Here is a 25,804-nt window from a genome sequence, read left to right as displayed (position 1 = left end):
ACCCCATTTTTGGGCGGGCGGGGGGGGGGGGTTGTTTTTTATACGTGCCGGGGCGCCGCGCCCCCGCCGGCCGCTTCACCTGGTCGGGCGCTGCGCGCCCTCCCTACGCCGGACGGGGCAATCCGTGGATGTCTGGGGTCCAGGGCATAGCGGGGTCGGTTTCTTGGCTGGGCTGACAGCCTTCGCACGGCTCGCCTGGCTGGCAGGGCTCTCAAGGCTCGCTGAACTCTTTTGGCTCGCTGGGGCCGGGGGCCGTCACCGCGGCCAGGTCGATGGGCTCGCGGTAGCCGATCCGCACGATCACGTCCAGCATCTGCTGGTCGTAGAGGTCGGAGACGTCCCCGAGAACGGGCGGCAGGTGGCCGAACAGCTCCAGCGACAGGAACCCGTGCAGCTGGGTCCACACGATCAGGCAGCCGGCCAGCGCAGCCGAGGAGATCGGGGCGCCTTCCTCGACCCCCCAGGCCGCCAGCCGCTCCCGCAGTCCCGGCTTGAGGCCCGCGTCCAGATGGGACGGGTCGATGACGCCCGCGGCGATCTCCGTGATCATGCACTGGAACAGCACGCCGACCGCGCGGCGCATCTCGGCCCCACATCGGCCCGACTTGTCGTCCAGGTCGAGCGTCGAGCGCGGGCCGAACAGCAGGATGTACTCGGTCTCGTGCTCGTGTGCCCAGCGGCGGTAGGCACGGGCGAGCGACAGCCACCGGCGGGCATGGTCGACGTTCCGCTCGACGACGTACGCCGCCTCCAGCGCGTCCGCGAGTGACGCGAAGGCGTCCGCGCACAGCTCGGTGACCAACACGTCATGGCTGTCGAAGTACCGGTACAGCGCAGACGGCGCCATCCCCATGGCCTTGGCCACGCCGCGCAACGAGATCGCGCCGACCCCGCCCGTGGCGGCCTGGTCGCGCGCGGCCTGCTTGATCTCCGCGATCGTCGCTGCGCGCAACCGCTCGCGGCGGGGGGCCAGTGGATTCATCTCGGCCATCTTTCCAGCAAGCACCAAACTTTTCTATTGACAGCGTTCACGGTATTGACAGGGCTCACGAGAGCGAACACTGTTCTCTTCAGCGAGTGTAGCTCTCAGGAGGCAACAGTGTTCGCTCGTCTTGCCCGGGGTGTGACCGGCCGGCCCCGGATCGTCCTGACCGTCGCCCTGCTGTTCGTACTCGGCGCCGCGGTGCTCGGCGTCGGCGCGTTCGGCAAGCTGCTGTCCAACGGCTTCGACGACCCGAAGTCCGACTCGACCCGGGCGGCGAACGAGGTGGACGCCCGCTTCGGCGGCACCCCCAACCTCGTCCTGCTCGTCACCGCTCGCTCGGGCAGCGTCGACGACCCGGCCGTGGCCGCCGCCGGGCGTTCGCTGTCGGCCGAGCTCGGCAAGGAGCCGGGCGTGCGAGGCGTCGTCTCCTACTGGACCGGAGCCGGGGCCGCGCTGCGCTCCACCAACGGGCGTGAGGCGCTCGTCGTCGCTTCGGTGGACGACGACCACGCCAAGGCCGTCGTCACGAAGATCGAGAAGGCCGCCGACGACGGCCCGATCACCGTGCGACCCGGCGGGCGAGCCGGCGTCAACCGGGACGTCAACGCCCAGGTGACCAAGGACCTCAGCACCGCCGAGTCGATCGCGATCCCGATCACGCTGGTGCTGCTGGTCGTCGCGTTCGCGGGGGTGGTCGCGGCGGCGCTGCCGCTGGGCGTCGGGCTCATCGGCATCCTCGGCGGTTTCGCCGCGCTGTCGGTGATCGGTTCCCTGACGGACGTCTCGATCTTCGCCGTGAACCTGGCCACCGCGATGGGCCTGGGCCTCGGCATCGACTACGCCCTCCTGATGGTCAGTCGCTACCGCGAGGAACTCGCGGCGGTGCGGCGGGGCGGCGGGGAGCCTCTGACCGGAGCCCAGAAGCGGGCGGCCGTGATCGCGACCGTGCGCACCGCGGGCCGGACCATCCTGTTCAGCGGCGCGACCGTCATCGTCGCGCTCGCCGTGATGCTCGTCTTCCCGCCGTACTTCCTGAAGTCCATGGCCTACGCCGGCATCGCAGTCACCCTGGTCACGATGCTCACCGCGGTGCTGGCACTGCCGGCCGTGCTGCTGCTGCTCGGCGAGCGGGTCAACGCGCTGCCGGTCAGCGGGCTGATCGGCCTGGTCCGCCGCCGCCGCCGCACCGCCACGCCGGGCGCGGCCGGCGACATCCCGCGCGAGACCACCGAGTCGCCGTTCTGGCGGGGCATCGCGACGAGGGTGATGCGCCGGCCGCTGCTCGCCGGCCTGCCGGTGGTGGCGCTGCTGCTCCTGCTCGCCGCGCCGGTGCTGCACGTCTCCTTCGCCACCCCCGACGACCGCGTGCTCAACGCCGCGCCGAGCCGGCAGGTCGGCGACGTGCTGCGGGCCGACTTCGGGTCCAACGTCAGCGGCGCGATGAACATCGTCGTCAACGGCCCGACCAGCGACGCGACCCTGACGAGCTACGCGGCCGCGCTGTCCCGGCTGCCCGGCGTCGGCCGGGTCGACAGCGCCGCCGGGGCGTTCCAGCACGGGGCCCGCACCAGTGCGCCCGGCCCCGCGGACGCCCGGTTCGCGGCCGACGGCGCGACCTTCCTTCAGGTCGTTCCCTCGATCGACCCGATGTCGGCCAGCGGCGAGCGGATGGCCCACGCCGCCCGCGCGCTGCCCGCGCCGCCCGGCACCCAGGTCCTGGTCGGCGGCGTCTCGGCCGGCCTCGTGGACGGCAAGCACGCGATCGGCTCGCGGCTCCCGCTGGCCATCGGGCTGATCGCGCTGGCGACGTTCGTGCTGCTGTTCCTGTTCACCGGCAGCGTCGTGCTCCCCCTGAAGGCGCTGGTGCTCAACGGCCTGGTGCTCGGTGCGGTCCTCGGCGTCTCGGTCTGGATCTTCCAGGACGGGCACCTTTCCGGGCTGTTCGGCTTCACCCCGGGTCCGCTGGACACCTCGATGCCGGTGCTGCTGTTCTGCATCGCCTTCGGCCTGTCGATGGACTACGAGGTCTTCCTGCTCTCCCGGATCAAGGAGGAGCACGACGCGGGCACCCCGAACGCCGAGGCCGTCGCCGCGGGCCTCGCCCGCACCGGCCGGATCGTCACCACCGCCGCGCTGCTGCTCGCCGTGACCTTCGCGGCGTTCGCGACCGGCTCGGTGCGGTTCATGCAGATGTTCGGCCTGGCGACGGCGCTGGCGATCGTCCTCGACGCGAGCCTCGTGCGTGGCGTCCTGGTTCCCGCGTTCATGCGGGTCGCCGGTGACGTCAACTGGTGGGCACCCGCCCCGCTGCGCCGGCTGCACAACCGGATCGGCCTGAGCGATGCCGGCCCGGCCGTGGGCCCCGCGGCGACGGTCAACGTCCCGCGGCCGAGCGGGGAGCCCGACGTCCCGGCCTCGGCGACGAGCTCACCTGCCTCCTCCTGACGACCCGCGCGCCGGCCGGTCTGGCGGATCCTCGCCGGGCCGGCCGACGCGGGCATCACGTTCTACCGGGCACGCATTTGCCGATTTCCCTTGCGCGTTGCGTGATTCTGGGACTATCGGGGCGTGTGGGGAGAGACTGCTCCGACCGCGGGTGAGGTGCGGCGGATCTTTCTCAGCGTGGCGGGACCGGACGAACGCTGGGGCAGCTGGCTCGATCATGTGCTGCGCGACGCCGGCTACGAGGTCGACTTCTACCGACGCTCGTTCCCGCTCGGCGCCAACTTCGTCGACCAGATAGACGCCGCGCTCACCCGCGCCGACCGGATGATCGCGGTCGTCTCGCCCGCCTACCTCGACCGGTCCTCCTGGGTTCGGGAGGAATGGCAGGCCGGCATGCGGCTGGCACACACCCGGGACGGCTTCCTGCTGCCGGTGCTGGTCGAGCAGTGCGATCTGCCGCCGCTGCTCGGCACGATCAACATGATCGTTCTGCTCGGCCTGGACCGCGCGAAGGCGGTGCAGACGGTGCTGCGTGGGCTGGTCGAGCCGGCGACCGGCCGGCCCGAACCTGAGCACGAGCCACCCTTCCCGGGCTACGAGATCGCCGGGCCGGCCCAGCGGCTCGCGCTGCCGGCCGGCGGAGCCGCGCTGCCCGCCCTGATGGCCGGGCCGCCCGAGACGCTCGGCCCCACCACGCCGGCTCTCGGCGCCACCACGCCGATGTTCGGGCCCACCACGCCGACGCCTGGATTCACCGCGTCGGTGCCGGCCCTGCCGGAGCCACGAGCCGATGCCACGCTCGCCGCGGCCGACCGCGGCGGGGAGCGGACGTCGATCACGCTGCTGCACCTGCCGGCACTCGCCGCGCCGACGCGGCCCGGGCACGCGCCGGACACCGGCCCGGAACCGTTCGGCGCCGCGCTGCTCGACGACCTGGCCGTGCTCGCCGCCAGCCCCGGTCTCACCCCGGACCTCGTCGTGGTCACCGGGGTGGCCTTGGAGGGACGGCGTGGCGAGTACGAGCAGGCCGCGGTACGGCTGGCGGTGCTCGCCGACCGGCTGAGTCTGCCGGTCGACCGGATCGCGCTGGTCCCGGGCCGCGGCGACGTGAGCGCCGCTGCCGCCCGCGCCTACTTCGCCGCCTGCGAGGACGAGGAGATCGAGCCGACGGCGCCGTACTGGCGCAAGTGGCGGCACTTCGTTGACTTCCACGCGAATCTCTACCGGGAGCTCGGTGAGCGAACGTTCGCGGTGGGGCAGGAGTGGACGTTCTACCCGATGGCGGACCTGCGGCTTGTCGTCGCCGGGCTGAACTCCACGATGGCGATGAGCCACCTGCAGGCGGACGACCGCGGCGAGGTCGGCCAGGCTCAGGCCCGCTGGTTCGCCGACCGGCTCGCCGGCTACGAGCGCGCCGGCTGGTTCCGGCTCGCGGTCGGCCACCACCCCCCACTGGCCGCCGACCGGGTCCACTCGGCGAAGGCGACCGATGCCTACGGGGTCGACCTGATCCTCGGCGGGCACGTCAACCTCCTGCTCGCCGCGCACGGGCACGGCGCGCCGACGCCCGACGGCCCGCTGCCGGCGGTGCCGACCCGGCTGCCGCGCTCCGGGACGACGCTGATCAGCGCGCACCCGCCGCACCCGGTCCCGACCGCCGACACCGCGCTGCGCTACCAGGTCCTGCGGATCGGCCGCGCGGAGGTGACCAGGCTGGACCGGCGCTTCTCCCGCCGGGCCGGCGCCTGGCGGCCGGCCGAGGAGGTCGGCGCGGCGGGCACCGTCACCTACCGGACCCGCTGGGAGCACGCCGCCACGACGTTCCCCCGCCCAACCCGCCGGTCGCCGGCCATCGAGGGCCCCGGCTCGGCTGGCAAGGCCGCCGCGCTCGCGAGCAACGGGCGCAAGCCCACCGGCGAGCACCGAACCGACGACCCGGACGGCGCGGAGGGGCCCGGCCCGCGGCGCGGCGAGACGTTCGCCGACCGGGTCGCGGAGATCGCCGAGCTCTCCTCCCCCGGCGCGACGATCACCAGGATCTCGCCGACCGGCGTCGCCCCCGAGTACCTGAGGGTCACCGTGCCGCACGGGCCGGTGTTCGAGCAGCGCCCGGTCGGGATCGCCGAGGACGGCGTCGACGAGAACGCCGTCGACCGGTTCGTCGAGCATGTGCACCGCCAGTACGCGGCGACCGACCCCCAGCTCACCTCCGACCTCGTCTACGGCGGCCCGATGCCGGCGCCCGACGAGCTGGTCCGCCAGGCGTCCGTGCGCGGTGTGCGGCTGCGCAGCTTCGTGGAGTACCAGGGCCTGCTGGACCTACGCGGCTACCTGCGCCGGCAGAGCGACCGGCTGGCCGCGGACCGGCTCTACCCGCCGGCGCTCTACCTGCCGCAGCGGTTCCGGGTGATCGACGGCGGCCCGGTCACCGCCGACCCGACCGACGCCGCCCCGGCCGACACCGCCCCAGCCGACACCATGCTCGACGGCACGCTCAACGGGATGGTGCCAACCGGCGACGGCAGCGCCGACCAGGCGGGCGGCCCCGACGGCGGTGACCTGCTCGGCCAGCTCGTCGACTGGCTGACCGCCGACTCGGCGCGGTTCGTCCTGATCCTGGGCGACTTCGGCCGCGGCAAGACGTTCTGTCTGCACGAGCTGGCCCGCACCCTGCCCGAGCGCCGCCCACACCTGATCCCGCTGCTGATCGACCTGCGCGCGATGGAGAAGGCGCACAGCGTCGACGAGCTGGTCGCGGCCCACCTGGTCGCCTCCGGGGAGCAGCGGGTCGACGTGTCGGTCTTCCGGTACATGCTGCGCCGCGGCCGGCTGGTGCTGCTCTTCGACGGGTTCGACGAGCTCGCGCTGCGGGTCACCTACGAGACCGCGGCCGAGCACCTGGGCCGGCTGCTGGACGCCGTCGAGGGCCAGGCCAAGGTCGTCGTGACCAGCCGGACCCAGCACTTCCTGTCTCACGGCCAGGTCCGCGGCGCGCTCGGCGCCCGGGTCGAGCTGCTGCCGGCCAGCCGGATCGCCGAGGTCGGCGACTTCACCGAGCGCCAGATCGAGCAGTTCCTCATCCGGCTGCACCACGGCGACGCCGCGAAGGCCCGGGAGCGGCTCGAGCTGATCCACGACATCAGGGACCTGCTCGGGCTGTCTCACAACCCGCGGATGCTCGGCTTCATCGCGTCGCTCGACACGAACCGGCTGCGGGCCGTCCAGGCCAGAACCGGTGTGATCAGCTCAGCGGACCTGTACGGCGAGCTGATCGAGGAGTGGCTGCGCTACGAGGAACGCCGGGCCCGCCCGCCCGGCGCCGGGCCGGCGCTGACGGCCGGCGAGCGCCGGGAGGCCGTCACCGCGCTCGCGCTGCGGCTCTGGCGGACGACCGACCAGGTGATCAACCTCTCGGAGCTCACCGCGACGACCAGCACGGCCCTCGACGCGATGACGGACCGGGTCGACGCCGGCCAGCTCGACTCCAGCCAGGCCGCGCACATGGTCGGCTCGGGCAGTCTGCTGGTCCGCGCCGACGACGGCGGCTTCACCTTCATCCACCAGTCGGTGATGGAGTACCTGGTCGCCGCGGCGGCCGCCCAGCGGCTGGCTGACGTCGACGACCTGGACGGTGGCGGCGACGTGCTGGGCGCCCGGGTGATGTCGCCGCTCATGGTCGACTTCCTGCGCGGCGTGGCCGGCGACGCCGCCGCGACGGCCTGGGCGCGGCGAGCCCTGACCGAGCCGGAGGCCGGCCAGGCGCCCCGGGCGAACGCGCTCGCGATCGCGCGCCGCGCCGACCCGACGGTGGCCCGCGGCGCGCGCCTCGGCGGCGCCCCTCTGGAGGGCGGCGGCCTGCCCGGCCTCGGCCTCCCCGGCGCCGCCCGGGCCGGCCGGGGGGCCCGCCCGATCCGCTGTAGGTGACGAGTTCAGCCCCATATGTGTCGCGCCGCTCAGGGCCCTCCGACGGCCCACCCGGCGGGCCGTCCAGGTCAGGTAATCGTGACCGGCGTCCCCACCGGCAGCAGGGCGGCGAGCGCGGTGATGTCGGAGTTACGCAGGCGAATACAACCCATGCTGACGTCGGTGCCCACGCGGTCCGGCTGGTTCGTGCCGTGCAGGCCGATGATGCCGTCGCCGCCGTCGAAGTTCGTGATGACGTCAGAAAATCCCGAAAGCCCGAACGCGTATGGACCCCAGGGTCCCGCCGGGTTCGCCGGTTTCAGCAGCTCGGCCAGATAGAAATGCCCGAGCGGTGTCGGTGTCGTTCCGGTGCCGATGCCGACCGGATAGACGCCCGTGGGCTTGCCGTCCTTGAAGACGGTGAGCTCGTGGCGTGTTTTGTCGACGGTGAGCGAGAACGGGGTCGCTGTCAGCCGGGTGTCCTTGGTCCGGATCCAGCCGGTCGTCCCGTTCGGGCGCACCGGCAGTGACACCTGCAGCCAGTCCGGCTGGTAGCGCTTGACCAGGAGTGCCAACGGCGCGCCCTCGGCGTTCGGGTTGGCGAGCGTGCTGGTCGGCTGGTCGGCGGACCGGCCGACTGGCGCGACGGCCGGCGCCTGTGTGGTCGGCGCGTCGGCGGCCGTCGCCGGCGCCGACTGGCCGAAGACCGGGACGGTGCCGGCCGCCGGCCACGCGACCAGGCTCCACCCGGCCGGAAGATGGGCCGGGTCAAGGCCGGCCACGCGCGGTTTCGCCACGGGCCGGGTCGGGCTGGCCGAGACGCTCGGCTTCGGCCCCGCCACCGGCGGATGGCCGCCACCGCAGCCGGCCAGCGCGACGGCCACGGTGACCCCGGCCGCGACCGTCACCGAGATGGTCCTGGCTGACGCCAGGGCAGCCTCACGGGCCGGCTTCGGTTCGTCTTGTCGACTCGCCGTCGTTCGGTCGCGCCTGCGCACTGCCCGCCCCCGTCCGCCACTCCGTCGTCCGTCGCAGCCGGCAGGTTACTTGCTGTAGTTGCCGGGAGACGGGCGCAGCGGGGTTCGGGCGGGAACCGAGCGGACACGGCCGCCCGTCCACCTCGCGCCGGTATGGAGGTTCACGCGCACGCGCCGGGTATGAGTCGACCGCTCAACGTCTGAGGACCGGCCCAGGTAGATCTTGACCTGGACCGGTCCTCAGCGATCGGGCTTACCTGCCGGTGCGGGGCTTGCCGTTCTCGTCGACCAGACCGGCCCGACGCAGCGCGTCGGCGATCGCGCCGTTCGGTGGGGCGGCTGGCCGTCCGCCGCGCTGCCCGTTCCCGCGGCTCGCGCCGCCGCGCTGGCCGCCACCGCCACGTCCGTCGGCGGGGGCGCCACGGGTGCCGGCGTCCCGCCGTGGGCCGCGGCCGTCCGTGCCGCGAGCCTCTCGTCCGCCGTCCCGGCCGCCTGCCTGGCCGGCACCGCTCTGACCGCTGCCCTGTCCGCCGCCGGACTGGCCGCCGCCTGGTCGCCCACCGCCCGGCTGGCCGCCGGCCGCCTGGCCACCGCCGCGTGGGCCGGAGCGTTGCGCACGTCCCTCGCGGCCACCGCCGCCGCCACCGCCACCGGCGGCCGCGTCGTCGTCGAGGCGCAGGGTCAGCGAGATGCGCTTGCGGGGGACGTCGACGTCGAGGACCTTGACCTTGACGATGTCGCCCGGCTTGGCGACCTCACGCGGGTCGCGCACGAAGGTCTTGGACATCGCCGACACGTGCACCAGGCCGTCCTGATGGACGCCGACGTCGACGAAGGCGCCGAACGCGGCCACGTTGGTGACCACGCCCTCCAGCACCATGCCGGCGACCAGGTCGGAGATCTCGTGCACGCCGTCGGCGAAGGTGGCCGTCTTGAACGCCGGGCGCGGGTCGCGGCCCGGCTTCTCCAGCTCGGCGAGGATGTCGGTCACCGTCGGAAGACCGAAGGTCTCGTCGACGAAGTCGGTCGCCTTCACCGCCCGCAGCGCCGTGGAGTTCCCGATCAGCTCGCGGAGGTCGCCGTTTGTCGTGGTCAGGATGCGGCGCACCACCGGGTAGGACTCGGGGTGGACGGACGAGGCGTCGAGCGGGTCGTCGCCGTCGGGGATGCGCAGGAAGCCGGCGCACTGCTCGAACGCCTTCGGGCCGAGCCGTGGCACCTCGCGCAGGGCGGTCCTGGTCCGGAACGGCCCCGTCGCGTCCCGGTGGGCGACGATGTTCTCGGCGAGGGTCGCCCCGATCCCGGACACCCGGGTGAGCAGCGGCGTCGACGCGGTGTTCACGTCGACGCCGACGGCGTTCACGGCGTCCTCGACGACGGCGTCCAGCGACCGGGACAGCTTCAGCTCGCTGAGGTCGTGCTGGTACTGGCCGACCCCGATCGACTTCGGGTCGATCTTCACGAGCTCGGCCAGCGGGTCCTGCAGGCGGCGCGCGATCGAGACGGCGCCGCGCAACGAGACGTCCATCCCGGGCAGCTCCTTCGAGGCGAAGGCGCTGGCCGAGTAGACCGAGGCCCCGGCCTCGGAGACGACGATCTTGGTGAGCTTCAGCTCGGTCGCCCCGCGGACCAGCTCCTCGGCGAGCTTGTCGGTCTCCCGGGACGCGGTGCCGTTGCCGATCGCGATCAGCTCCACCTGGTGCGCGGCACACAGCTTGTGCAGCTTGACCAGGGCTTCGTCCCAGCGGCGGGCCGGCACGTGCGGGTAGATCGTGTCGGTCGCGACGCACTTGCCGGTGGCGTCGACGACGGCGACCTTGACACCGGTCCGGTAGCCAGGGTCGAGGCCCATCGTCGCCCGGGTGCCGGCGGGCGCGGCCAGCAGCAGGTCGCGCAGGTTCGTGGCGAAGACCCGGACGGCCTCGTCCTCGGCGGCCTGGAACAGCCGCAGCCGCAGGTCGATGCCGAGGTGGACCAGGACACGCGTCCGCCACGCCCAGCGGACCGTGTCGCCCAGCCACCGGTCGGCCGGCCGGCCGGCGTCGGTGACGCCGAACCGGGCCGCGATCGCCGTCTCGTAGCCCGACGGCACCACCGGGGCGGTCGGGTCCGCGTCCTCGGGCTCCGGATCGAGATCCAGGTCGAGGATCTCCTCCTTCTCGCCGCGCAGCAGCGCGAGCACCCGGTGCGACGGCAGCGAGGTGAACGGCTCGTCGAAGGCGAAGTAGTCCGAGAACTTGGCGCCGGCCTCCTCCTTGCCCTCGCGGACCTTGGAGACCACCCGGCCGCGGCCCCACATCCGCTCGCGCAGCTCGCCGATCAGGTCGGCGTCCTCGGCGAACCGCTCGACGAGGATCGCGCGGGCTCCGTCGAGCGCGGCAGGGGCGTCCGCGACGCCCTTCTCCGCGTCGGCGTAGCCGGCGGCGGTCGCAGTCGGGTCCAGCGTCGGGTCGCCCAGCAGCGCGTCGGCCAGCGGCTCCAGACCAGCCTCGCGGGCGATCTGGGCCTTCGTGCGGCGCTTCGGCTTGTAGGGGAGGTAGATGTCCTCCAGCCGGGCCTTCGAGTCGGCGGCGTTGATCTGCGCCTCGAGCCCGTCGTCGAGCTTGCCCTGGGAGCGGATCGACTCCAGGATCGCCGCCCGGCGCTCCTCCAGCTCCCGCAGGTAACGCAGCCGCTCCTCGAGCGTGCGCAGCTGCGTGTCGTCGAGGGTGCCGGTCACCTCCTTGCGGTAGCGCGCGATGAACGGGACGGTCGAGCCGCCGTCGAGCAGCCCGACGGCCGCCACGACCTGGGTCTCGCGCACCCCGAGCTCGTCGGCGATCCGGCCCTCGATGGACCTCCTGGCAGCCTCTGCTGGCACAGCGGCGACCTGGACGGTGGACGTCGTCGTCACAGATGATCTCCTCCGGTCCCCACTGATTATTCCGGAGTGGGGACCGGGGTGACGCCACGCCCCCCGGGGGTCAGGCCTGGGCCAGGCGGCCGGTGTCGGCGTGGTCGCGGATCAGGGCGCTGTCGACGCCCTCGCCGCGGGCGCAGTGGGCGCAGCAGTAGAAGCGGCCGTCGGCCTCGACGCCGTGACCGCTGATCTTCACGCCGCAGTGTTCGCAGACCGGGCTCATCGCATGGATCGCACACTCGAAGCTGTCGAAGACGTGCACCGCGCCCTGCGCGTGCACCTCGAAGCTCATCGCGTAGTCGTTGCCGCAGACCTCGCACACGGACACCGCCGCGCCTCCTTCGCCGGCCCGGTCCCCGTCACCTGACGGGGAGCTGTGGCTACGGAGGGTAACGGTCCGGGCGGGGGTGGGCTACCCGATGACCGGCGCCGCGGCGCCAGGATCAGGGAGCCGGGCGAGGATGCGGTACGCGTTCGCACGGTTGCCTCGGGTCAGGAACGGCCGGCTCGCCGCCTCGGCGACCGCGGCCACCGGCATCAGCGGCGCGAGCGCCGCGAACGCCGCCGCCCGCCGGGCGTAGCCGAGCAGCGGGCGGCGCACGTCCCGCCAGGGCAGGTCGGGCGACGGGCCCAGCAGCTGGAACACCCCCCACCAGGCGAGCGGCGCGTCGCCGGAGATGTGCACCTGCCCGAACTCCACCTGCTCGATGACGAAGCCGCGCGCGGTCAACGCCTCGACGAGGTTGTCCGCCGGCAGCAGGTTCAGGTGCTGAGGGATCAGCATGCCGGAGGCCAGCGGCCCGTAGGCGCGGAAGGTCACGCTGTCCGGGTTCGGCACCTCGATGAGCAGATGGCCGCCCGGGCGCAGCGCGAGCGCCGCGGCGTCGAGCTCGGCCCGCGGGTCGCCGGTGTGCTCCAGGTAGTGGAACATGCTGACCACGTCGTAGCGGCCGGCCAGCGACGGGGCGAGGTCGGGGAACTGGCCGAGGTAGGCGTTCTCGACCCAGCCACGCCGGGCGGCCTCCTCGATGCCGTCGCCCAGGTCCAGGCCGTCGAAGACCGTGCTCGGCCAGACATCCCGCGCCAGCAGGCAGAAATGCCCGTGGCCCGCGCCGACGTCGAGCCAGGTCCGCGGCGTCGGCGGAACCGAGCGGGCCCGCGCCGGGTGCGAGCCCGGGCCGAAGCCCAGCACCTGCTCCATCGAGTCCCGGCCGAGCCCGCCGTAGAAGTCGCGGTAGTAGAAGTCGAGGCCGGCCGGCGTCAGCCGCGGGTTCTGGAAGACGTGCCGGCAGTCGGCGCACCGGTCGTAGCGGAACCGGCCCGGCTTGACCTGCATCGTGTCGACGCCGACGGTCATCCGGCGCAGCCGGGGGCCGCCGCACCACGGGCAGGTGGTCCGGGGCTCCTCCAGGAACCGCTCGACGCCGGCCGCGAGATCGGCCCGGTAGGCCGCGCGGGCCGCCTCGAGGCCGGCCTCGTCGTCGGCGGCGTAGGCCGGAGGTAACGACACCCGCCAGCGGCCGAGCCGCTCGGCGGCCCGGGTCGGTACCAGGTCGGCGAGCAGTTCGGCGGCGCCGCGCCGCCGGACCAGTGGCCCGGCGAGCAGGTCGCCCCGGTCGAGCCGCAACGGCCCCCCGGCGGCGACGGCGGCCGGCTGCAGCCAGCTGAGCGCGGCCGCGGCGAGCGTCCAGCCGGGCGCCGCCCGCGCCCCGGTGGCGAGCAGCGCGTCGCGGACCGCCGGAGCGACCAGGCTCGGCGGCTGCCACGCGTAGGCGGCGCGCTGGACGGCGAACCGCTCGGCTCCCGTCCTGGGCAGCGCCCGCAACCCCGGTAGCACCGCGAGGGCCGTGGTCGTCGGCGCGTGCCGCTTGAGCACGGCGGTGATCGCGACCAGGTCGGTCTCGCCGAGGTCCTTCGGGTCCAGCGCGCTGCGGGCGAGGATCTCCCGGTCGACCAGCAGCGCCTGGTAGGCGCCCCGGCCCGGGGTGAGCCGGTTGGCCTGGTAGCTGGTGGTGTCGACGAGCCGGGCCAGGTCGAGCAGGCGGTCCGGGGTCAGCTGCTCGGGCACCAGGTCCAGCACGTCCAGGCCGTGCCGGCGGGCGTGGGCGCTCGCCGCCCGACGCTGGGCCTCGTCGAGGCGGACCCCGCCGGCGGTCAGGAAGACGTGCGCGTGGTGCACCGGCTCGTCGGACGGCTCGATGAGCGGCAGCGCGGACAGCCGGTGCCGCAGCCGGGCGGTGTTGAGGCCGACGCCGGCGGCCACGGCCGCCGAGATCCAGGTCCGACGGTTCACGGAACCTCCAGCGGGCGGGAGCGACTCACTGCGGCCCGGGCCGGCCGGCCGCGGGATCCGATGTCAGGCGGTGTCATCGTCAGGCGGTGTCATCGTCAGGACGTGTCACGGCAGCCGGGCCAGGACCCGGTAGGCGTTCGACCGCCGCCCGCCGGTCAGGTACGGCCGGGCGGACGCGTCGGCGACGACCATGGCGGGGAACAGCGGTCCGAGCGCGGCCAGCTTCGCCATCCGCCGGGCCTGCCCACCCTGCGACCCCGGCTGGGCCCGCCAGGGCAGGTCCAGCGACGGGGCTAGCCGTTGGCACAGCGCCCACCAGGCGTACATCCCGTCGCCGTCGAGGTGGGCCCGGCCGAACTCGACGTGCTCGACCCGCAGGCCGCGCGCCGTCAGCACGTCTACCAGGTTGTCCGCGGGGATCAGGTTCAGATGCTGTGGCGCGAGCCAGCCCGACCACAGCGGTCCGTAGACGCGGGCGGAGAGACTCTCCGGGTTGGGCACCTCGATCAGCAGGTGGCCGCCCGGGCGCAGCGCGGTGATCGCGGCGTCCAGGTCCGCGCGCGGGTCCCGGGTGTGTTCCAGGTAGTGGAACATGCTGACCACGTCGTAGCGCCCGGCGAGCGACGGGGCCAGGTCGGGGAGCTGGCCGGAGTAGGCGTGGTCGATCCAGCCTCGCCGGGCCCCTTCCGCCAGGGCCTCGCCCTGGTCCAGGCCGTCGAAGACCGTGGTCGGCCACACGTCGCGGGCCATCAGGCAGAAGTGGCCCATGCCGGTGCCGACGTCCAGCCAGTCGCGCGGCGTCGGGGGCACCGACCGGGCGCGGGCGAGGTAGCCCGCCCGGCCGGCGTCGCCGATGACCTCCATGATCGGTGCGCCCAGGCCGTCGTAGAAGTCCCGGTAGTAGAAGTCCAGGCCCTCGTCGGTGGGGGAGGGGTTCTGGAAGACGTGCCGGCAGTCGGCGCAGCGGTCGTAGCGGAACCGGCCGGGCTTGGCCAGCGTCGCGTCGAAGGCGTCGGTGACCTTGCTCAGCCGGGCGCCGCCGCACCAGGGGCAGGTGGGCCGCGCCGCGGCGAGGAAGCGCTCGACGCCGCCGGCCAGGTCGGCCTGGTAGATCGCGCGCAGCTCGGCGGCGTGCTCCGCGTCGTCGGCGGGGAACGCATGCGGGCGCGCGAAGCCCCAGCGCGCCAGGCGGCCCGCGTCGGCGCCGCCCGGTTCGGCCGGCGTGCGCACGCGGTCGCTTCGAGCCGCCGCAGCACCCAGGGCGGACGCGTCGGCGAGGAACTCGGCGGCGGCTCGCCGGCGCAGCAGCGGTGCGGTGAGGGCGTCGGCGGGGCGCAGCCGGACCGGCCCGCCCGCCGCTGCGGCGACGGGCTGCAGCCAGCTGGCCGCCGCCGCCGTCAGCGTCCAGCGGGGGGCGCGGGTCAGCCCACGGGCCAGCGCGAGGTCCCGGAGCATCGGGCCGAGCGGGCGGGCCGGGTCCCAGCGGGACGTCGCCTGCCGCACGGCCAGCCGCTGCTGGCCCGTCCGGGGCGCGGCCCGCAGCCCGGGCAGCACCGCGAGCCCGGTGGTCAGCGGCGCGTACCGCTTGAGCGTCGCGGTGACGGCGACCAGGCCGACCTCGGTGACCTCCTTGGGGTGCAGCCCCGCGCGGGCCAGCACGTCCCGGTCGATCAGCAGGGCCTGGTAGGCGCCGCGGCCCGGCGCCAGCCGGTCGGTGCGGTACCGGGCCGGGTCGACCAGCCGGGCCAGGTCGAGCAGCCGGTCGGGGCTCAGCTCGTCGGGCACGAGGTCCAGGACGTCGAGGCCGTGGCGGCACGCGTACGCGCTCGCGGCCCGCTGCTGGGCGTCATCGAGCCGGACGCCGTCGGCCGCCAGGAAGACGTGGGTGTGGTGGACCCGGTCGTCCGAGGGCTCGATCACCGGCAGTGCGGCCAGCCGACGGCGCAGCCGAGCCGTGTTGATCACGATCCCGGCGGTCAGGGCCGCCGGCAGCACACCTCGGTTCATCAGGCACTGTCTCCGTCCACCCGGTCATCCGGGTTGATCGCGACCACGGCGAGGATCAGGCCCTGAGTGACCAGGTACCGGCCGCGCAGCGACGAGAGCCGTCGCCCGTCCGGCAGGATCGGACCCGTCACCAGCAGCTTCGCGGTGAAGGCGCCGGTCCATCGTGTCGCGCCCGCGGTGCGTCCCGCGTCGCCTGTCGGCCCGCTGTCGTCCGGGCGGTCGTCGAGGGTGATCAGCGCGTCCTCGAAGCCCAGCCAGCTCCCGGCCAACGGGAACCAGGTCTTGTAGACGGACTCCTTGGCGCAGAACAGCAGGCGGTCCCAGTGCACCTCGGGCTCGACCCGGGCCGCGGCCCGTACCCAGGAGATCTCGGCCGGCAGCGCGATCCGATCGAGGACCCCGTCCGGCGTCGGCCCGTTCGGCTCGGCGTCGATCCCGATGGACAGCACGTCCCCGGCCCGCGCGACGGCGGCGGCCCGGTATCCCTCGCAGTGGGTGATGCTGCCGACCAGCCCGGCCGGCCACAGCGGCTCCCGGTTCGGCCCGGCCAGCAGCGGCGCGGGCGCTACCCCGAGGCGCGCCATCGCCCGTCGCGCGCACACCCGGCCGGCGGTGAACTCCCGGCGGCGCTTTGGCACGGCCCGGGCGAGCAGCGCCTCCTCGGCGGGGAACAGCTCCGCCTCCGCCTCGTCGACTCGCGTCTCCGCCGCGACGGCCTTCGCCGGCACAAGGTCGGCCAGCAGGCTCGCGGCTGCCCCCACTCCTACTTCCGGCATACCGCCAAGCTTCGCACCGTCGGCGACAAGCCACCGGACCCGGTCGCGCCGCTGGGCGCCGGCATCGGGCCCTGAGCGGGTCCTATCGGCGTCTCGCGGTCGCGGGCGTGATGGAGGCCACGGTCGGCTCGGAGGCGGGCGGCAAGAAACGATTACGCGCACAGGTGGTTCGGGCGCCGAATGTGCCTGAGGCGCGGAAGCCGTCAAACCGCAGGTGGAGCGGGTGACCGGGATCGAACCGGCATGACCAGCTTGGAAGGCTGGGGCTCTACCATTGAGCTACACCCGCATGGTGATCGCGCCGAAGCTTACCGCAGGGCGAGTCTCGGCGACGATCTGGCGGTCGTCCCTCTTCTGGCCTGACGTTGTGGCGACAGATCGGGGCGAACCGGGCGCGTCGCGTAGGAGCGAACCAACGCTGGTGATCGTCGACGGCTGCCCGGTGGTGACGTTGGTGTGGCCGCTGGTGACGGTGGTCGATGGTCGTGAGGGCCGGGCCGCGATCGAGGAGGCGCCAGCCCGTAGGATGAAGGCGCAACGCCTCGGGGCGTAGCGTAGTGGCTAGCGCGCCTGCTTTGGGTGCAGGAGATCGGGAGTTCGAGTCTCCCCGCCCCGACGTGCTGGCTCACCGTGTTTGCTGACTTCGTCAGCTGCCCGGGGGCCGCGATATTGCTCCGGGGGGCGACCCCCGGACCCCCGGTGTCGAGCTTCGCTCGACCGGGGGGGCGAGGTTGCTTCGCTTCTCGATGGTCGGCTTGTTCGGCTCGGGTGGGGGTGGGCTGGCCTCTGGCCCTTCCGTGTCGAGTTCTGCTCGGCTGGGGGGTCGAGGTTGCTTCGCTTCTCGGTGGTCGGCTTGTTCGGCTGGGGTGGTGGGGTGGCTTCTGGCCCGCTGGTGTCGAGTTCGCTCGATCGGGGGGTTGAGGTGGCTTCGCTTTCCGGGGTCGGGCTTGCTCGGCTGGGATGCCGGAGTGGCCTTGGCTCGCCGGTGTTGAGCTCGCTTGATCGAGGGGCTGTCCGGGGTTGCCGTTTGCTGCACCTTCCCGGGGGGCCGTGAAGCGGTCCGGGGTCACCGCGTGGCGGTAATCTCGGCGCGTCCCCCGTCCGACGTCGTACCAGGAGACATCCGCGCCGTGAAGGCCACCAAGGAGTCACTCAGCCCGACCAGGGTCAAACTCACCGTCGAGGTGCCCTTCGACGACCTGAAGCCCTCCCTGGACGCCACCTACAAGAAGCTGTCCAGGCAGATCCGGGTGTCCGGGTTCCGCCCGGGCAAGGTGCCGCCGCGGATTCTGGACCAGCGCCTCGGGCGCTCGACCATCCTCGACGAGGCCCTTCAGGAGGCGCTGCCCCAGTTCTACTCGGAGGCGGTCGAGGCCGAGGACGTCGACGTGCTGTCGCGGCCGGAGGTGGACGTCACCGAGTTCGCCGAGGGCAGCCCGATCGTGTTCACCGCCGAGGTGGACGTCCGCCCGCAGCTCGCGCTGCCGGAGGCGGACAGCGTCAAGATCACGGTCGACAAGATCGAGGTCACCGACGAGCAGATCGACACCCAGCTCGGCTCGATGCGCGAGCGGTTCGCCGTGCTCACCCCGGTCGAGCGGCCGGTCGCCACCGGTGACTACGTGTCGCTCGACCTGTCGGCCACGGTCGACGGCGAGCCTGTCGAGGACGCCACCGCGACCGGGATGTCCTACGAGGTCGGCAGCGGCAACCTGATCGAGGGCATCGACGAGGCGATCATCGGCGCGAGCGAGGGCGACAGCCGCACGTTCGACACCGAGCTGCTCGCCGGCGACCGGCAGGGCCAGACCGCCCAGGTCACCGCGGTCGTGCGCGGCGTCAAGGAGAAGGAACTCCCGGCGCTCGACGACGACTTCGCGACGACCGCCAGCGAGTTCGACACCCTCGACGAGCTGAAGGCCGACCTGCGCCAGCGCCTGGAGCAGACCCGCAAGTTCGAGCAGGTCAACCAGGCGCGGGAGAAGCTGCTGGAGCAGCTGATCGAGTCCGTCGACGTCCCGGTGCCCGACTCGGTGCTGGAGTCGGAGATCGAGGCCCGGGAACACCGCCTCGGCCACGACCTGGAGCGTTACGGCGTCGACCGCGAGACCTACCTGAAGACCCTTGAGCAGGAGCCCGAGGAGTTCGACGCGCAGGTCCGCGAGTCGGCCACGAAGGCGATCAAGTCGCAGTTCATCCTGGACACCGTGGTGCGCGCCGAGTCGGTCGGGATCGACCAGGGCGAGCTGATGGAGCAGATCGTCATGCTCGCGCAGCGTTCCGGCGTTCCGCCCGAGCAGTACGCCCAGCAGCTCGCCGGCGGCAACGGCGCCGGGCTGACCGCGCTGATGTCCGACATCATGCGCAACAAGGCGCTGCTGCACCTGCTGCGCCAGGCCACCGTCGTGGACGACGACGACAACGCGGTGACCCTGGAGCTGCCCGAGCGGCCGGACCCGGCGGACCTCGAGGGCTTCGAGGACGACGGTCATGACCACGATCACGACCATGACCACGAGGGCCACGATCACGAGGGCCATGACCATGAAGGCCACAACCACTAGGGCGTGACCTTGGCTCCAGGGCTCGCCCTGGACGTTCCTGCCTGCCGGGTTCGCCCCGGCAGGACCGTCGGCCCCCGCGGCTTCCCCGCGGGGGCCGAGCTGTTTGCATTGCTCACTCCATCGGCCTGGCCGGTGCACGGAGGATCGCGCGGCCCTCTGCCTAGCGCGAACATCGAGCCGGATGGGCCGGAACTGGCGCGGGTCACAGATAGTGTCGAGCCGGTCAAGCTGTCGTCGCTCGTGGGCACCGTCCCGGCACGCAACCGTCGTGGGGGCGTTCGCGGGTACCGGAACCTCGCGGGTACGGAAGCCAGGTCAGTGAAGCCAGCAGGTCAGTGAAGCCGAGGAGTCGAACGTGAGTGAGTTCGCAGTGCCGAGTCTGGCCGCGCCGGGTGGCCCCAGCCTCCGGTCGGCGGGCCAGAGCGGCCCAGGTTTCGACGAGCAGGTCTACAACCGGCTGCTGCGGGAGCGCATCATCTTCCTCGGCACCGTCGTCGAGGACAGCATCGCGAACGCGATCTGTGCGCAGCTGCTGCTGCTGAACGCCGAGGACCCGAACCGGGACATCTGGCTGTACATCAACTCGCCGGGTGGTTCGGTCAGCGCCGGCATGGCGATCTACGACACCATGCAGTTCGTCGAGAACGACGTCGCCACCGTCTCGCTGGGCCTCGCCGCGTCGATGGGCCAGTTCCTGCTGTGCGCCGGCGCCGCCGGCAAGCGGTACTCGCTGCCGCACGCGCGGATCATGATGCACCAGCCGTCCGGCGGCATCGGTGGTACGGCCTCCGACATCGCGATCCAGGCCGAGCAGATGCTCTACACCAAGCGGATGATGCAGGAGCGCATCGCCTTCCACACCGGTCAGCCGATCGACCAGATCGAGCGGGACTCCGACCGCGACCGTTGGTTCACCGCCGAAGAGGCGAAGGACTACGGCTTCGTTGACCATGTCGTCCAGCGGGTGCGCCAGGTGCCCGGTGGCACCCCGTCCGGCCAGTGATCTCGTCGGCGCTCCCACTCTCGTCGGCCCCGTACCACCGCACCTCCGGGAGGGCATGAACATGTCCCGTTACGAGCAGACCGGCCGCTACGTGCTGCCGAACATCATCGAGAAGACGTCCCGTGGCGAGTACGGCATGGACCCGTACTCGAAGCTCCTCAAGGAGCGGATCGTCTTCCTTGGCGTCCAGATCGACGACGTCTCGGCCAACGACGTCATGGCGCAGCTGCTGTTCCTCGAGTCCGAGGACCCGGACCGCGACATCTCGATCTACATCAACTCGCCTGGCGGGTCGTTCACGTCGCTCACCGCGATCTACGACACGATGCAGTTCGTCCGCCCCGACATCCAGACCATCTGCATGGGCCAGGCGGCGTCCGCCGCGGCCGTGCTGCTGGCCGCAGGGAGCCCGGGCAAGCGGTTCGCGCTGCAGAACAGCCGCATCCTCATCCACCAGCCGTCCGGTTCCGGTGAGGGCCAGTCGAGCGACATCGAGATCCAGGCTCGTGAGATCCTCCGGATGCGTTCGCTATTGGAGAAAATGCTCGCGGACCACACCGGCAAGGCCGAAGAGGACATCCGCCGGGACATCGAGCGGGACAAGATTCTCTCTGCCGATGAGGCCAAGGAGTACGGCCTGATCGACGAGGTGATCAAGACCCGTAAGTCGTCCCGCCTGTCGGCTGCCCGCTGACGGGACAGACGACCGTAGGCTGACCCGTATGAGCCGCGCGATAGGGCTCTCACCGGGCGGCCGGGCGGGGTACCGTCCCCCGAAGGGGCGGTACGAGGCAGGACAGGCCAGGCACGGGAGGGCGACCTCCCGGCCCCGCCTGAGTGGCGCCCGAGCTGGAGCGCCGGCCCTGGGGCCGGCCACGGTGGGCACCTGGCAAGGCCAGTGACAGTCTCGGCACGCGACGACCGGGCGGTGCGAGCCGCCCCCGACTTGCAGGCGACCCCATCGTCTGGACGAAGGGACTGAGTCCTCGGTGGCACGCATCGGTGATGGCGGCGACCTGCTGAAGTGTTCGTTCTGCGGGAAGTCGCAGAAGCAGGTGAAAAAGCTCATCGCCGGTCCCGGCGTCTACATCTGCGACGAGTGCATCGATCTCTGCAACGAGATCATCGAGGAGGAGCTCTCCGAGAGCTCCGAGCTCAAATGGGACGAGCTGCCCAAGCCCCGGGAGATCTACGAGTTCCTGGACGGCTACGTGGTGGGCCAGGAGACCGCGAAGAAGACCCTGTCGGTCGCGGTTTACAACCATTACAAGCGGATCCAGGCGGGCGGCTCGGCCCCGAGCGACAGCGCCAAGGCCGACGTCGAGCTGGCGAAGAGCAACATCCTGCTGCTCGGGCCGACCGGCTGCGGCAAGACCCTGCTCGCCCAGACGCTGGCCCGGATGCTCAACGTCCCGTTCGCGATCGCCGACGCGACGGCGCTCACCGAGGCCGGCTACGTCGGCGAGGACGTCGAGAACATCCTGCTCAAGCTGATCCAGGCGGCCGACTACGACGTCAAGAAGGCCGAAACCGGGATCATCTACATCGACGAGGTCGACAAGATCGCCCGGAAGTCGGAGAACCCCAGCATCACCAGGGACGTCTCCGGCGAAGGTGTGCAGCAGGCGCTGCTGAAGATCCTGGAGGGCACCACCGCGAGCGTCCCGCCGCAGGGCGGCCGCAAGCACCCGCACCAGGAGTTCATCCAGATCGACACCACGAACGTGCTGTTCATCGTGGGCGGCGCGTTCGCCGGGCTCGACCGGATCATCGAGTCGCGGATCGGCAAGAAGTCGCTCGGCTTCCGCGCGGTGCTGCACGGCAAGGACGACCCGGACGCGGCCGACGTGTTCGGCGACGTCATGCCGGAGGACCTCCTCAAGTACGGGATGATCCCGGAGTTCATCGGCCGCCTCCCGGTCCTCACCAGCGTGCAGAACCTCGACCGGGAGGCGCTGATCCGCATCCTGACCGAGCCGAAGAACGCGCTGGTCCGGCAGTACAAGCGGTTGTTCGAGCTGGACAACGTGGACCTCGACTTCACCTCCGACGCCCTCGAGGCGATCGCCGACCAGGCGATCCTGCGCGGCACCGGCGCCCGTGGCCTGCGGGCGATCATGGAGGAGGTGCTGATGTCGGTCATGTACGACATCCCGAGCCGCAAGGACGTCGCCCGCGTCGTCGTCACCCGCGAGGTCGTCCTGGAGCACGTCAACCCCACCCTGGTGCCCCGCGACATCAGCGCGGCCAAGCGAAACACCCGCCAGGAGAAGTCTGCGTAGGGCGTCGGGGGGGGGGCGGCGGCGCCCCCCCCCCCCCCCCCCCCGGCCCCCCGCACCAGCCGGTGGCGCCGGTCCCGGTGCCGACCAGCACCCCGGACGACGCCTGCCGCTCGGCCGTCGGTGCCTGGCCGCGGCCCGGCGGGACGGTCGGGCCGTCGGCCGGAACCGTCAGCAGGTACCGGGCCGTCTGGTGGCTGACGTCGCCGACGAAGATCTCGTTGAGCGCGACGAGCCGCTGCCCGTCGTCCGCCACCGCCTCGACCATGGTCAACGGAGGTGGCCCGGCCGGCCCGGCGCCGGGCGGGAGCAGCCGGGCCGCGGCCGCGAGCAGGCTCCCCGCCTGCCCCGGTTCGTGGCGGACCAGCACCCCCGGGTTGCGGCCCGGTTCCGGGTTGATCCCGACGACCGGCTGATGCTCGACGTACTTCGCGACGTTGGCGACCAGCCCGTCCTGGCCGACGCAGACGACGATGTCCTCCGGGCCGAACAGGAAACGGTCCAGGTCGGCCCGTTCGACCTCGCCGCGCCGCCAGGCCGGCGGGGCCGCCGCCGCGACGGCCCGCCGAGCGGCGAGCTGCGCCTCGTGCCGGCTCACGACGTCGGCGAGGTCCCGGCCGCGGCCGGCGAGGAAGAACGCGGCCTGGCCCGCGGTGCCGTGCCGGTCGAGCAGCTCGTCGTACTCGGACCGGCGATGGACGACCACCACCCGCGGCGGCAGCGTGCTCACGCGGCGCCGCCGCCCGGCCCGGTCGCGCCGGCGAGCTTGCCGATCGCCTGGGTCAGCAGGTCCGGGGTGATGGTCAGCGCGCCGATCTCCGGAAGGTTCGCGGCGAGCTCCCGGACCGCCAGCACGACCAGCGTCGCCTGGTCCAGGCCGCGCAGCGCCTCGACCCTGGCGGCCTCGGCCGCGCCCTCGGCGGCGCCGACGACGCGCAGCGCGTCCGCCCGCGCGGCGGCATCGGTGCGCACCCGTTCCGCGTCGAGGGTCGCCGTCAGCCGCTTGCGCTCACCCTCCGCGTCGGCGCTGATCCGCGCGACGGCGGTCTCCTCGGTCATCCGCCGCTGGTCGTTCGCGCCGCGCTGGATGACGAGCTGCTCCTCCCGCTTGGCCAGCTCGATCTGGTTCTGCAGCTCGTTCTCGGCGATCCGGCGTTCCTGTTCGACGGCCAGGGCGCGGCGGGTGAAGGTCGCGCGGTCGGCGTCGGTCTGGACCTGCTCCCGGGTCGGGGTGCGCAGCGCCTTCTCCAGCTCCGGCTCGGGCCGGATCGCGACCACGCGCACGCCGACGACGGCGAGCCCGGTCTGGGCCAGCCGCGGATCCCCGACGAGCCCGGCACCGACCCGCTCGCGCACCGCGCCGACGCCGTCGACCAGCGCCCAGGTCAGCGGCTCACGGGCGATCAGCTCGGCCGCGTACTGCTGGGCGGTCTCGGTGATCATGCCGGCGACCTGCTCCAGCACACCGGTTCGCCAGCCGCCGCGGTCGGGGTCGATGTCGAACGGCAACCGGGTGGCGGCCAGGCCCGGGTCGGCGACCCGATAGGTGATCGTCGCCTGGACGGCGACGTCCTGAAAGTCGGCGGTGCGGGCGTGGAACAGCAGCGGCAGCTCCCGGTCGTCGACCGGGACCTCCGACAGGACAGCGGTGCGCGGCCGGTACCAGAACGACTGGCCGACGCCCTCCCGGCGCACGGCACCGCCGCGCACGAAGCGCACATAGGTGGTCGGCGTGCCCCGCAGGTGGTTCAGCAACGGTCGCCGGCTGATGTCGGCCATGTGGCCACCCCTTTTCGTCATGGCGACGATAACCGGGTTTGTCCGTTATCGTCAAGGTGACGAGATGGAGCGGTAGGGTCGGTTCCATGACAGTGCAGCCCCCGGCACCGGTGCTGATGGCCGTCGACCTCGTCGTGCTGACGCTGCGGGACGACGAGCTGTGCACCCTGCTCGTCCGGCGCGCGTACCCGCCGTTCGCCGGCCGGCTGGCCCTGCCCGGAGGATTCGTCGGCCCGGACGAGCAGCTGCGGGACGCCGCGACCCGGGAGCTCGCCGAGGAGACCGGGGTCCACCAGCAGCCCGGCCACCTGGAGCAGCTCGCGACCTACGCCGACCCGGGCCGCGACCCGCGCGGCCGGGTGGTGTCGGTGGCGTTCCTGGCGCTCGCGCCCGACCTGCCCAACCCGGTTGCCGGCACGGACGCGGCCGCCAGCCACTGGGCCCCGGTCAGCCCGCTGCTCGCGGGCGGCAGCCAGCCGGACGCGCTGGCGTTCGACCATCTGGAGATCCTGCGGGACGGGGTGGAGCGGGCCCGCTCCAAGATCGAATACAGCCCGGTGGCCACCGCGTTCTGCCCGCCGGAGTTCACCGTCGCCCAGCTGCGCCGGGTCTACGAGCTGGTCTGGGACACCCGCCTGGACCCGCGCAACTTTCACCGCAAGGTGACGTCGTCGGCCGGGTTTCTCGTCCCCACCGGCCAGACCAGCCGGGTGGACGGCGGCCGGCCCGCCGAACTGTTCCGCCTCGGCGCCGCGCCGCTGCTGCATCCGGCGATGCTGCGCCCGACACCGCATCGACAGCGGGGGCGGCAGACAGTCGGGGCAACGGGTGGACGGCCGGGCGCCCGGGCGATCGGGGGGTGAACCCGGGCGGCCGGCCTGAACCATTGATAACAGTAAGCACACGGCCGGTCACGCTTTGGTGGCCGGCGTGCCATCTGCGCGACGGGTGCCCCCAGGACGCGGCATACCGGCCGATTGTCCGTCGCTCTCGGCCACGGCGGCCACCCTGTCCCGCGCGAGGCCCGCGATCCCGGCCGCGATGAGCACCAGCGCGGCGACGAAGGCGACGAGGTGCGGGCCGGTCGGGACTGGCTCGTCGAACAGCGTCAGGCCCAGCACCACCGGCAGGAAGGCGGAGATGCCGCTGGTCACCGGGAAGGCGATCACTGCGGCCTGCCCCTGCAGGCCGCGCTGCTCCAGGCCGATCGCCAGCACGGAGAACACGATCAGCAGGTAGAAGGCCGGCCCGCTCAGCAGATCCAACGCGTAGGAGGCGATGAGTTCCCCGCTGGAGCGGCGCTCGTCGAGGGCCAGTCCGAACTGGCGGGTCGCGAGCGTCGCGATCGCGTAGGCGACCCCGGCCGCGACACCGAACCCGAACGCCGCGGTCGTCACCCGTCCGCCGAGGGCGGCGTGGTTCGCGCCGAGCGCGGCCAGCAGCGCGAACACCAGCCCGATGGACAGGAACAGCAGCAGAACCCTCGTGCTGGCCATCGATCCGACACCGCCGTGCCGCGCGAACGCGTAGGCAAGGAGCGCGACTCCCGCGACCATCAGGCAGATCGCCACCGCCCCGGCATGGCTGAGGTGTTCACGCAGCGCGCGACCGGCCAGCAGGGTGAACACGATCATGTCGAGTGCCATCACCGGGCCGACCAGCGCCACCGGCGCGACCGACAACGCGTACACCTCCAGCAGGAAGGCGGCCGTCTCCACCGCGAGGCCGACCAGCCACAGCGGCCGACGGACGAGCCGCGCGAGCAGGCCGAGCCCGAGCCCGCGGCCGGCCTGTTCGCGACGAGCCGCCCTCGCCTGCACCAACGGCGCGACCCCGTACAACGCCGCCGAACCGATCGTCGCCGGCAGCCCGTACCCGATTGCCGCGCTCACCG

At 72.8% G+C, this 25,804-nt stretch carries 17 protein-coding genes, 2 tRNA genes and 1 pseudogene; 9 read left to right on the top strand and 11 right to left on the bottom strand.

The window, feature by feature from the left end:
• Positions 1–211: 211 nt before the first annotated feature.
• The gene (locus tag I6A60_RS00860; protein WP_203017060.1) at positions 212–982 is read right to left on the bottom strand and encodes a TetR/AcrR family transcriptional regulator; all 771 of its coding nucleotides are present in this window, start codon (positions 980–982) and stop codon (positions 212–214) included.
• Between the two features lie 117 nt (positions 983–1,099).
• On the opposite strand from I6A60_RS00860, the gene I6A60_RS00855 reads away from it, so the two are divergent.
• Positions 1,100–3,430, top strand: a complete 2,331-nt coding sequence (locus tag I6A60_RS00855) for an MMPL family transporter (RefSeq protein ID WP_203017062.1) — start codon at positions 1,100–1,102, stop codon at positions 3,428–3,430.
• A 123-nt stretch (positions 3,431–3,553) separates the two neighbouring features.
• Positions 3,554–7,354 carry a TIR domain-containing protein gene (locus I6A60_RS43250; protein ID WP_203055534.1) on the top strand — a complete coding sequence of 1,267 codons (3,801 nt, stop codon included), beginning with the start codon at positions 3,554–3,556 and terminating at the stop codon, positions 7,352–7,354.
• A 68-nt stretch (positions 7,355–7,422) separates the two neighbouring features.
• Here the strand turns inward: I6A60_RS43250 and I6A60_RS00845 are convergent, their stop codons facing one another.
• From I6A60_RS00845 to I6A60_RS00815, 7 genes are all read right to left on the bottom strand, one after another.
• A complete protein-coding gene (locus tag I6A60_RS00845) occupies positions 7,423–8,241 on the bottom strand; it encodes a L,D-transpeptidase (RefSeq protein WP_307838637.1) in 819 nt (272 codons plus the stop codon).
• 322 nt (positions 8,242–8,563) lie between these two features.
• The gene (locus I6A60_RS00840) at positions 8,564–11,203 is read right to left on the bottom strand and encodes a Tex family protein (protein WP_203023834.1); all 2,640 of its coding nucleotides are present in this window, start codon (positions 11,201–11,203) and stop codon (positions 8,564–8,566) included.
• Between the two features lie 70 nt (positions 11,204–11,273).
• Complete coding sequence (locus I6A60_RS00835; protein ID WP_203023835.1) at positions 11,274–11,537, bottom strand: hypothetical protein; 264 nt, start codon at positions 11,535–11,537, stop codon at positions 11,274–11,276.
• 84 nt (positions 11,538–11,621) lie between these two features.
• Positions 11,622–13,502 carry a methyltransferase domain-containing protein gene (locus I6A60_RS00830; RefSeq protein WP_203023836.1) on the bottom strand — a complete coding sequence of 627 codons (1,881 nt, stop codon included), beginning with the start codon at positions 13,500–13,502 and terminating at the stop codon, positions 11,622–11,624.
• A gap of 105 nt (positions 13,503–13,607) precedes the next feature.
• On the bottom strand, positions 13,608–15,509 hold the full coding sequence (locus I6A60_RS00825; protein ID WP_203042385.1) for a class I SAM-dependent methyltransferase: 1,902 nt from the start codon (positions 15,507–15,509) through the stop codon (positions 13,608–13,610).
• Positions 15,509–16,285 carry a 4'-phosphopantetheinyl transferase gene (locus I6A60_RS00820; protein WP_238434504.1) on the bottom strand — a complete coding sequence of 259 codons (777 nt, stop codon included), beginning with the start codon at positions 16,283–16,285 and terminating at the stop codon, positions 15,509–15,511. The genes I6A60_RS00825 and I6A60_RS00820 overlap by 1 nt, the downstream gene beginning before the upstream one ends.
• A 215-nt stretch (positions 16,286–16,500) precedes the next feature.
• Positions 16,501–16,574 (bottom strand) — tRNA-Gly (locus tag I6A60_RS00815).
• 132 nt (positions 16,575–16,706) lie between these two features.
• On the opposite strand from I6A60_RS00815, the gene I6A60_RS42615 reads away from it, so the two are divergent.
• From I6A60_RS42615 to clpX, 6 genes are all read left to right on the top strand, one after another.
• Positions 16,707–16,838: a hypothetical protein gene (locus I6A60_RS42615; RefSeq protein ID WP_255545395.1), complete on the top strand. Its 132-nt coding sequence runs from the start codon at positions 16,707–16,709 to the stop codon at positions 16,836–16,838.
• Positions 16,829–16,901 (top strand) — tRNA-Pro (locus I6A60_RS00810). The genes I6A60_RS42615 and I6A60_RS00810 overlap by 10 nt, the downstream gene beginning before the upstream one ends.
• Before the next feature lie 514 nt (positions 16,902–17,415).
• The gene (gene tig / locus I6A60_RS00805) at positions 17,416–18,849 is read left to right on the top strand and encodes a trigger factor (protein WP_203023844.1); all 1,434 of its coding nucleotides are present in this window, start codon (positions 17,416–17,418) and stop codon (positions 18,847–18,849) included.
• A gap of 355 nt (positions 18,850–19,204) precedes the next feature.
• Positions 19,205–19,852 (top strand): ATP-dependent Clp protease proteolytic subunit, encoded by a 648-nt coding sequence (locus I6A60_RS00800; protein WP_013423120.1) that lies wholly within the window; start codon positions 19,205–19,207, stop codon positions 19,850–19,852.
• A gap of 61 nt (positions 19,853–19,913) precedes the next feature.
• Positions 19,914–20,546, top strand: a complete 633-nt coding sequence (locus I6A60_RS00795) for an ATP-dependent Clp protease proteolytic subunit (protein WP_305038752.1) — start codon at positions 19,914–19,916, stop codon at positions 20,544–20,546.
• Positions 20,547–20,841: 295 nt separating this feature from the next.
• Complete coding sequence (gene clpX, locus I6A60_RS00790) at positions 20,842–22,134, top strand: ATP-dependent Clp protease ATP-binding subunit ClpX (protein WP_013423122.1); 1,293 nt, start codon at positions 20,842–20,844, stop codon at positions 22,132–22,134.
• Between the two features lie 10 nt (positions 22,135–22,144).
• Here clpX and I6A60_RS00785 read toward each other — a convergent pair.
• Positions 22,145–22,861: pseudogene (locus I6A60_RS00785) on the bottom strand (hypothetical protein); the annotation flags it as partial.
• Entirely contained in the window at positions 22,858–23,910 is a 1,053-nt protein-coding gene (locus tag I6A60_RS00780; RefSeq protein ID WP_203024949.1) for an SPFH domain-containing protein, read from the bottom strand. The gene I6A60_RS00780 and the pseudogene I6A60_RS00785, both read right to left, overlap by 4 nt.
• Positions 23,911–23,996: 86 nt before the next feature.
• Here I6A60_RS00780 and I6A60_RS00775 point away from each other — a divergent pair, with 86 nt between their 5' ends.
• Positions 23,997–24,773, top strand: coding sequence for an NUDIX domain-containing protein (locus I6A60_RS00775; RefSeq protein WP_203024948.1), 777 nt, complete (start codon positions 23,997–23,999; stop codon positions 24,771–24,773).
• Positions 24,774–24,821: 48 nt separating this feature from the next.
• Here I6A60_RS00775 and I6A60_RS00770 read toward each other — a convergent pair whose 3' ends face one another.
• A complete protein-coding gene (locus I6A60_RS00770) occupies positions 24,822–25,802 on the bottom strand; it encodes a hypothetical protein (RefSeq protein ID WP_203024947.1) in 981 nt (326 codons plus the stop codon).
• Positions 25,803–25,804 lie beyond the last annotated feature (2 nt).

This window comes from Frankia sp. AgB1.9 (assembly GCF_016786355.1).
Taxonomy (GTDB): domain Bacteria; phylum Actinomycetota; class Actinomycetes; order Frankiales; family Frankiaceae; genus Pseudofrankia.
Note: the sequence above shows the minus strand (reverse complement) of the source record. Positions and strands in the feature narration are given on the sequence as shown.

Coding starts and splice junctions, on each gene's coding strand:
- I6A60_RS00860 (WP_203017060.1), bottom strand. CDS start 982: ATGAATCCACTGGCCCCCCGCCGCGAGCGGTTGCGCGCAGCGACGATC.
- I6A60_RS00775 (WP_203024948.1), top strand. CDS start 23,997: ATGACAGTGCAGCCCCCGGCACCGGTGCTGATGGCCGTCGACCTCGTC.
- I6A60_RS00780 (WP_203024949.1), bottom strand. CDS start 23,910: ATGGCCGACATCAGCCGGCGACCGTTGCTGAACCACCTGCGGGGCACG.
- I6A60_RS00795 (WP_305038752.1), top strand. CDS start 19,914: ATGTCCCGTTACGAGCAGACCGGCCGCTACGTGCTGCCGAACATCATC.
- I6A60_RS00820 (WP_238434504.1), bottom strand. CDS start 16,285: ATGCCGGAAGTAGGAGTGGGGGCAGCCGCGAGCCTGCTGGCCGACCTT.
- I6A60_RS00825 (WP_203042385.1), bottom strand. CDS start 15,509: ATGAACCGAGGTGTGCTGCCGGCGGCCCTGACCGCCGGGATCGTGATC.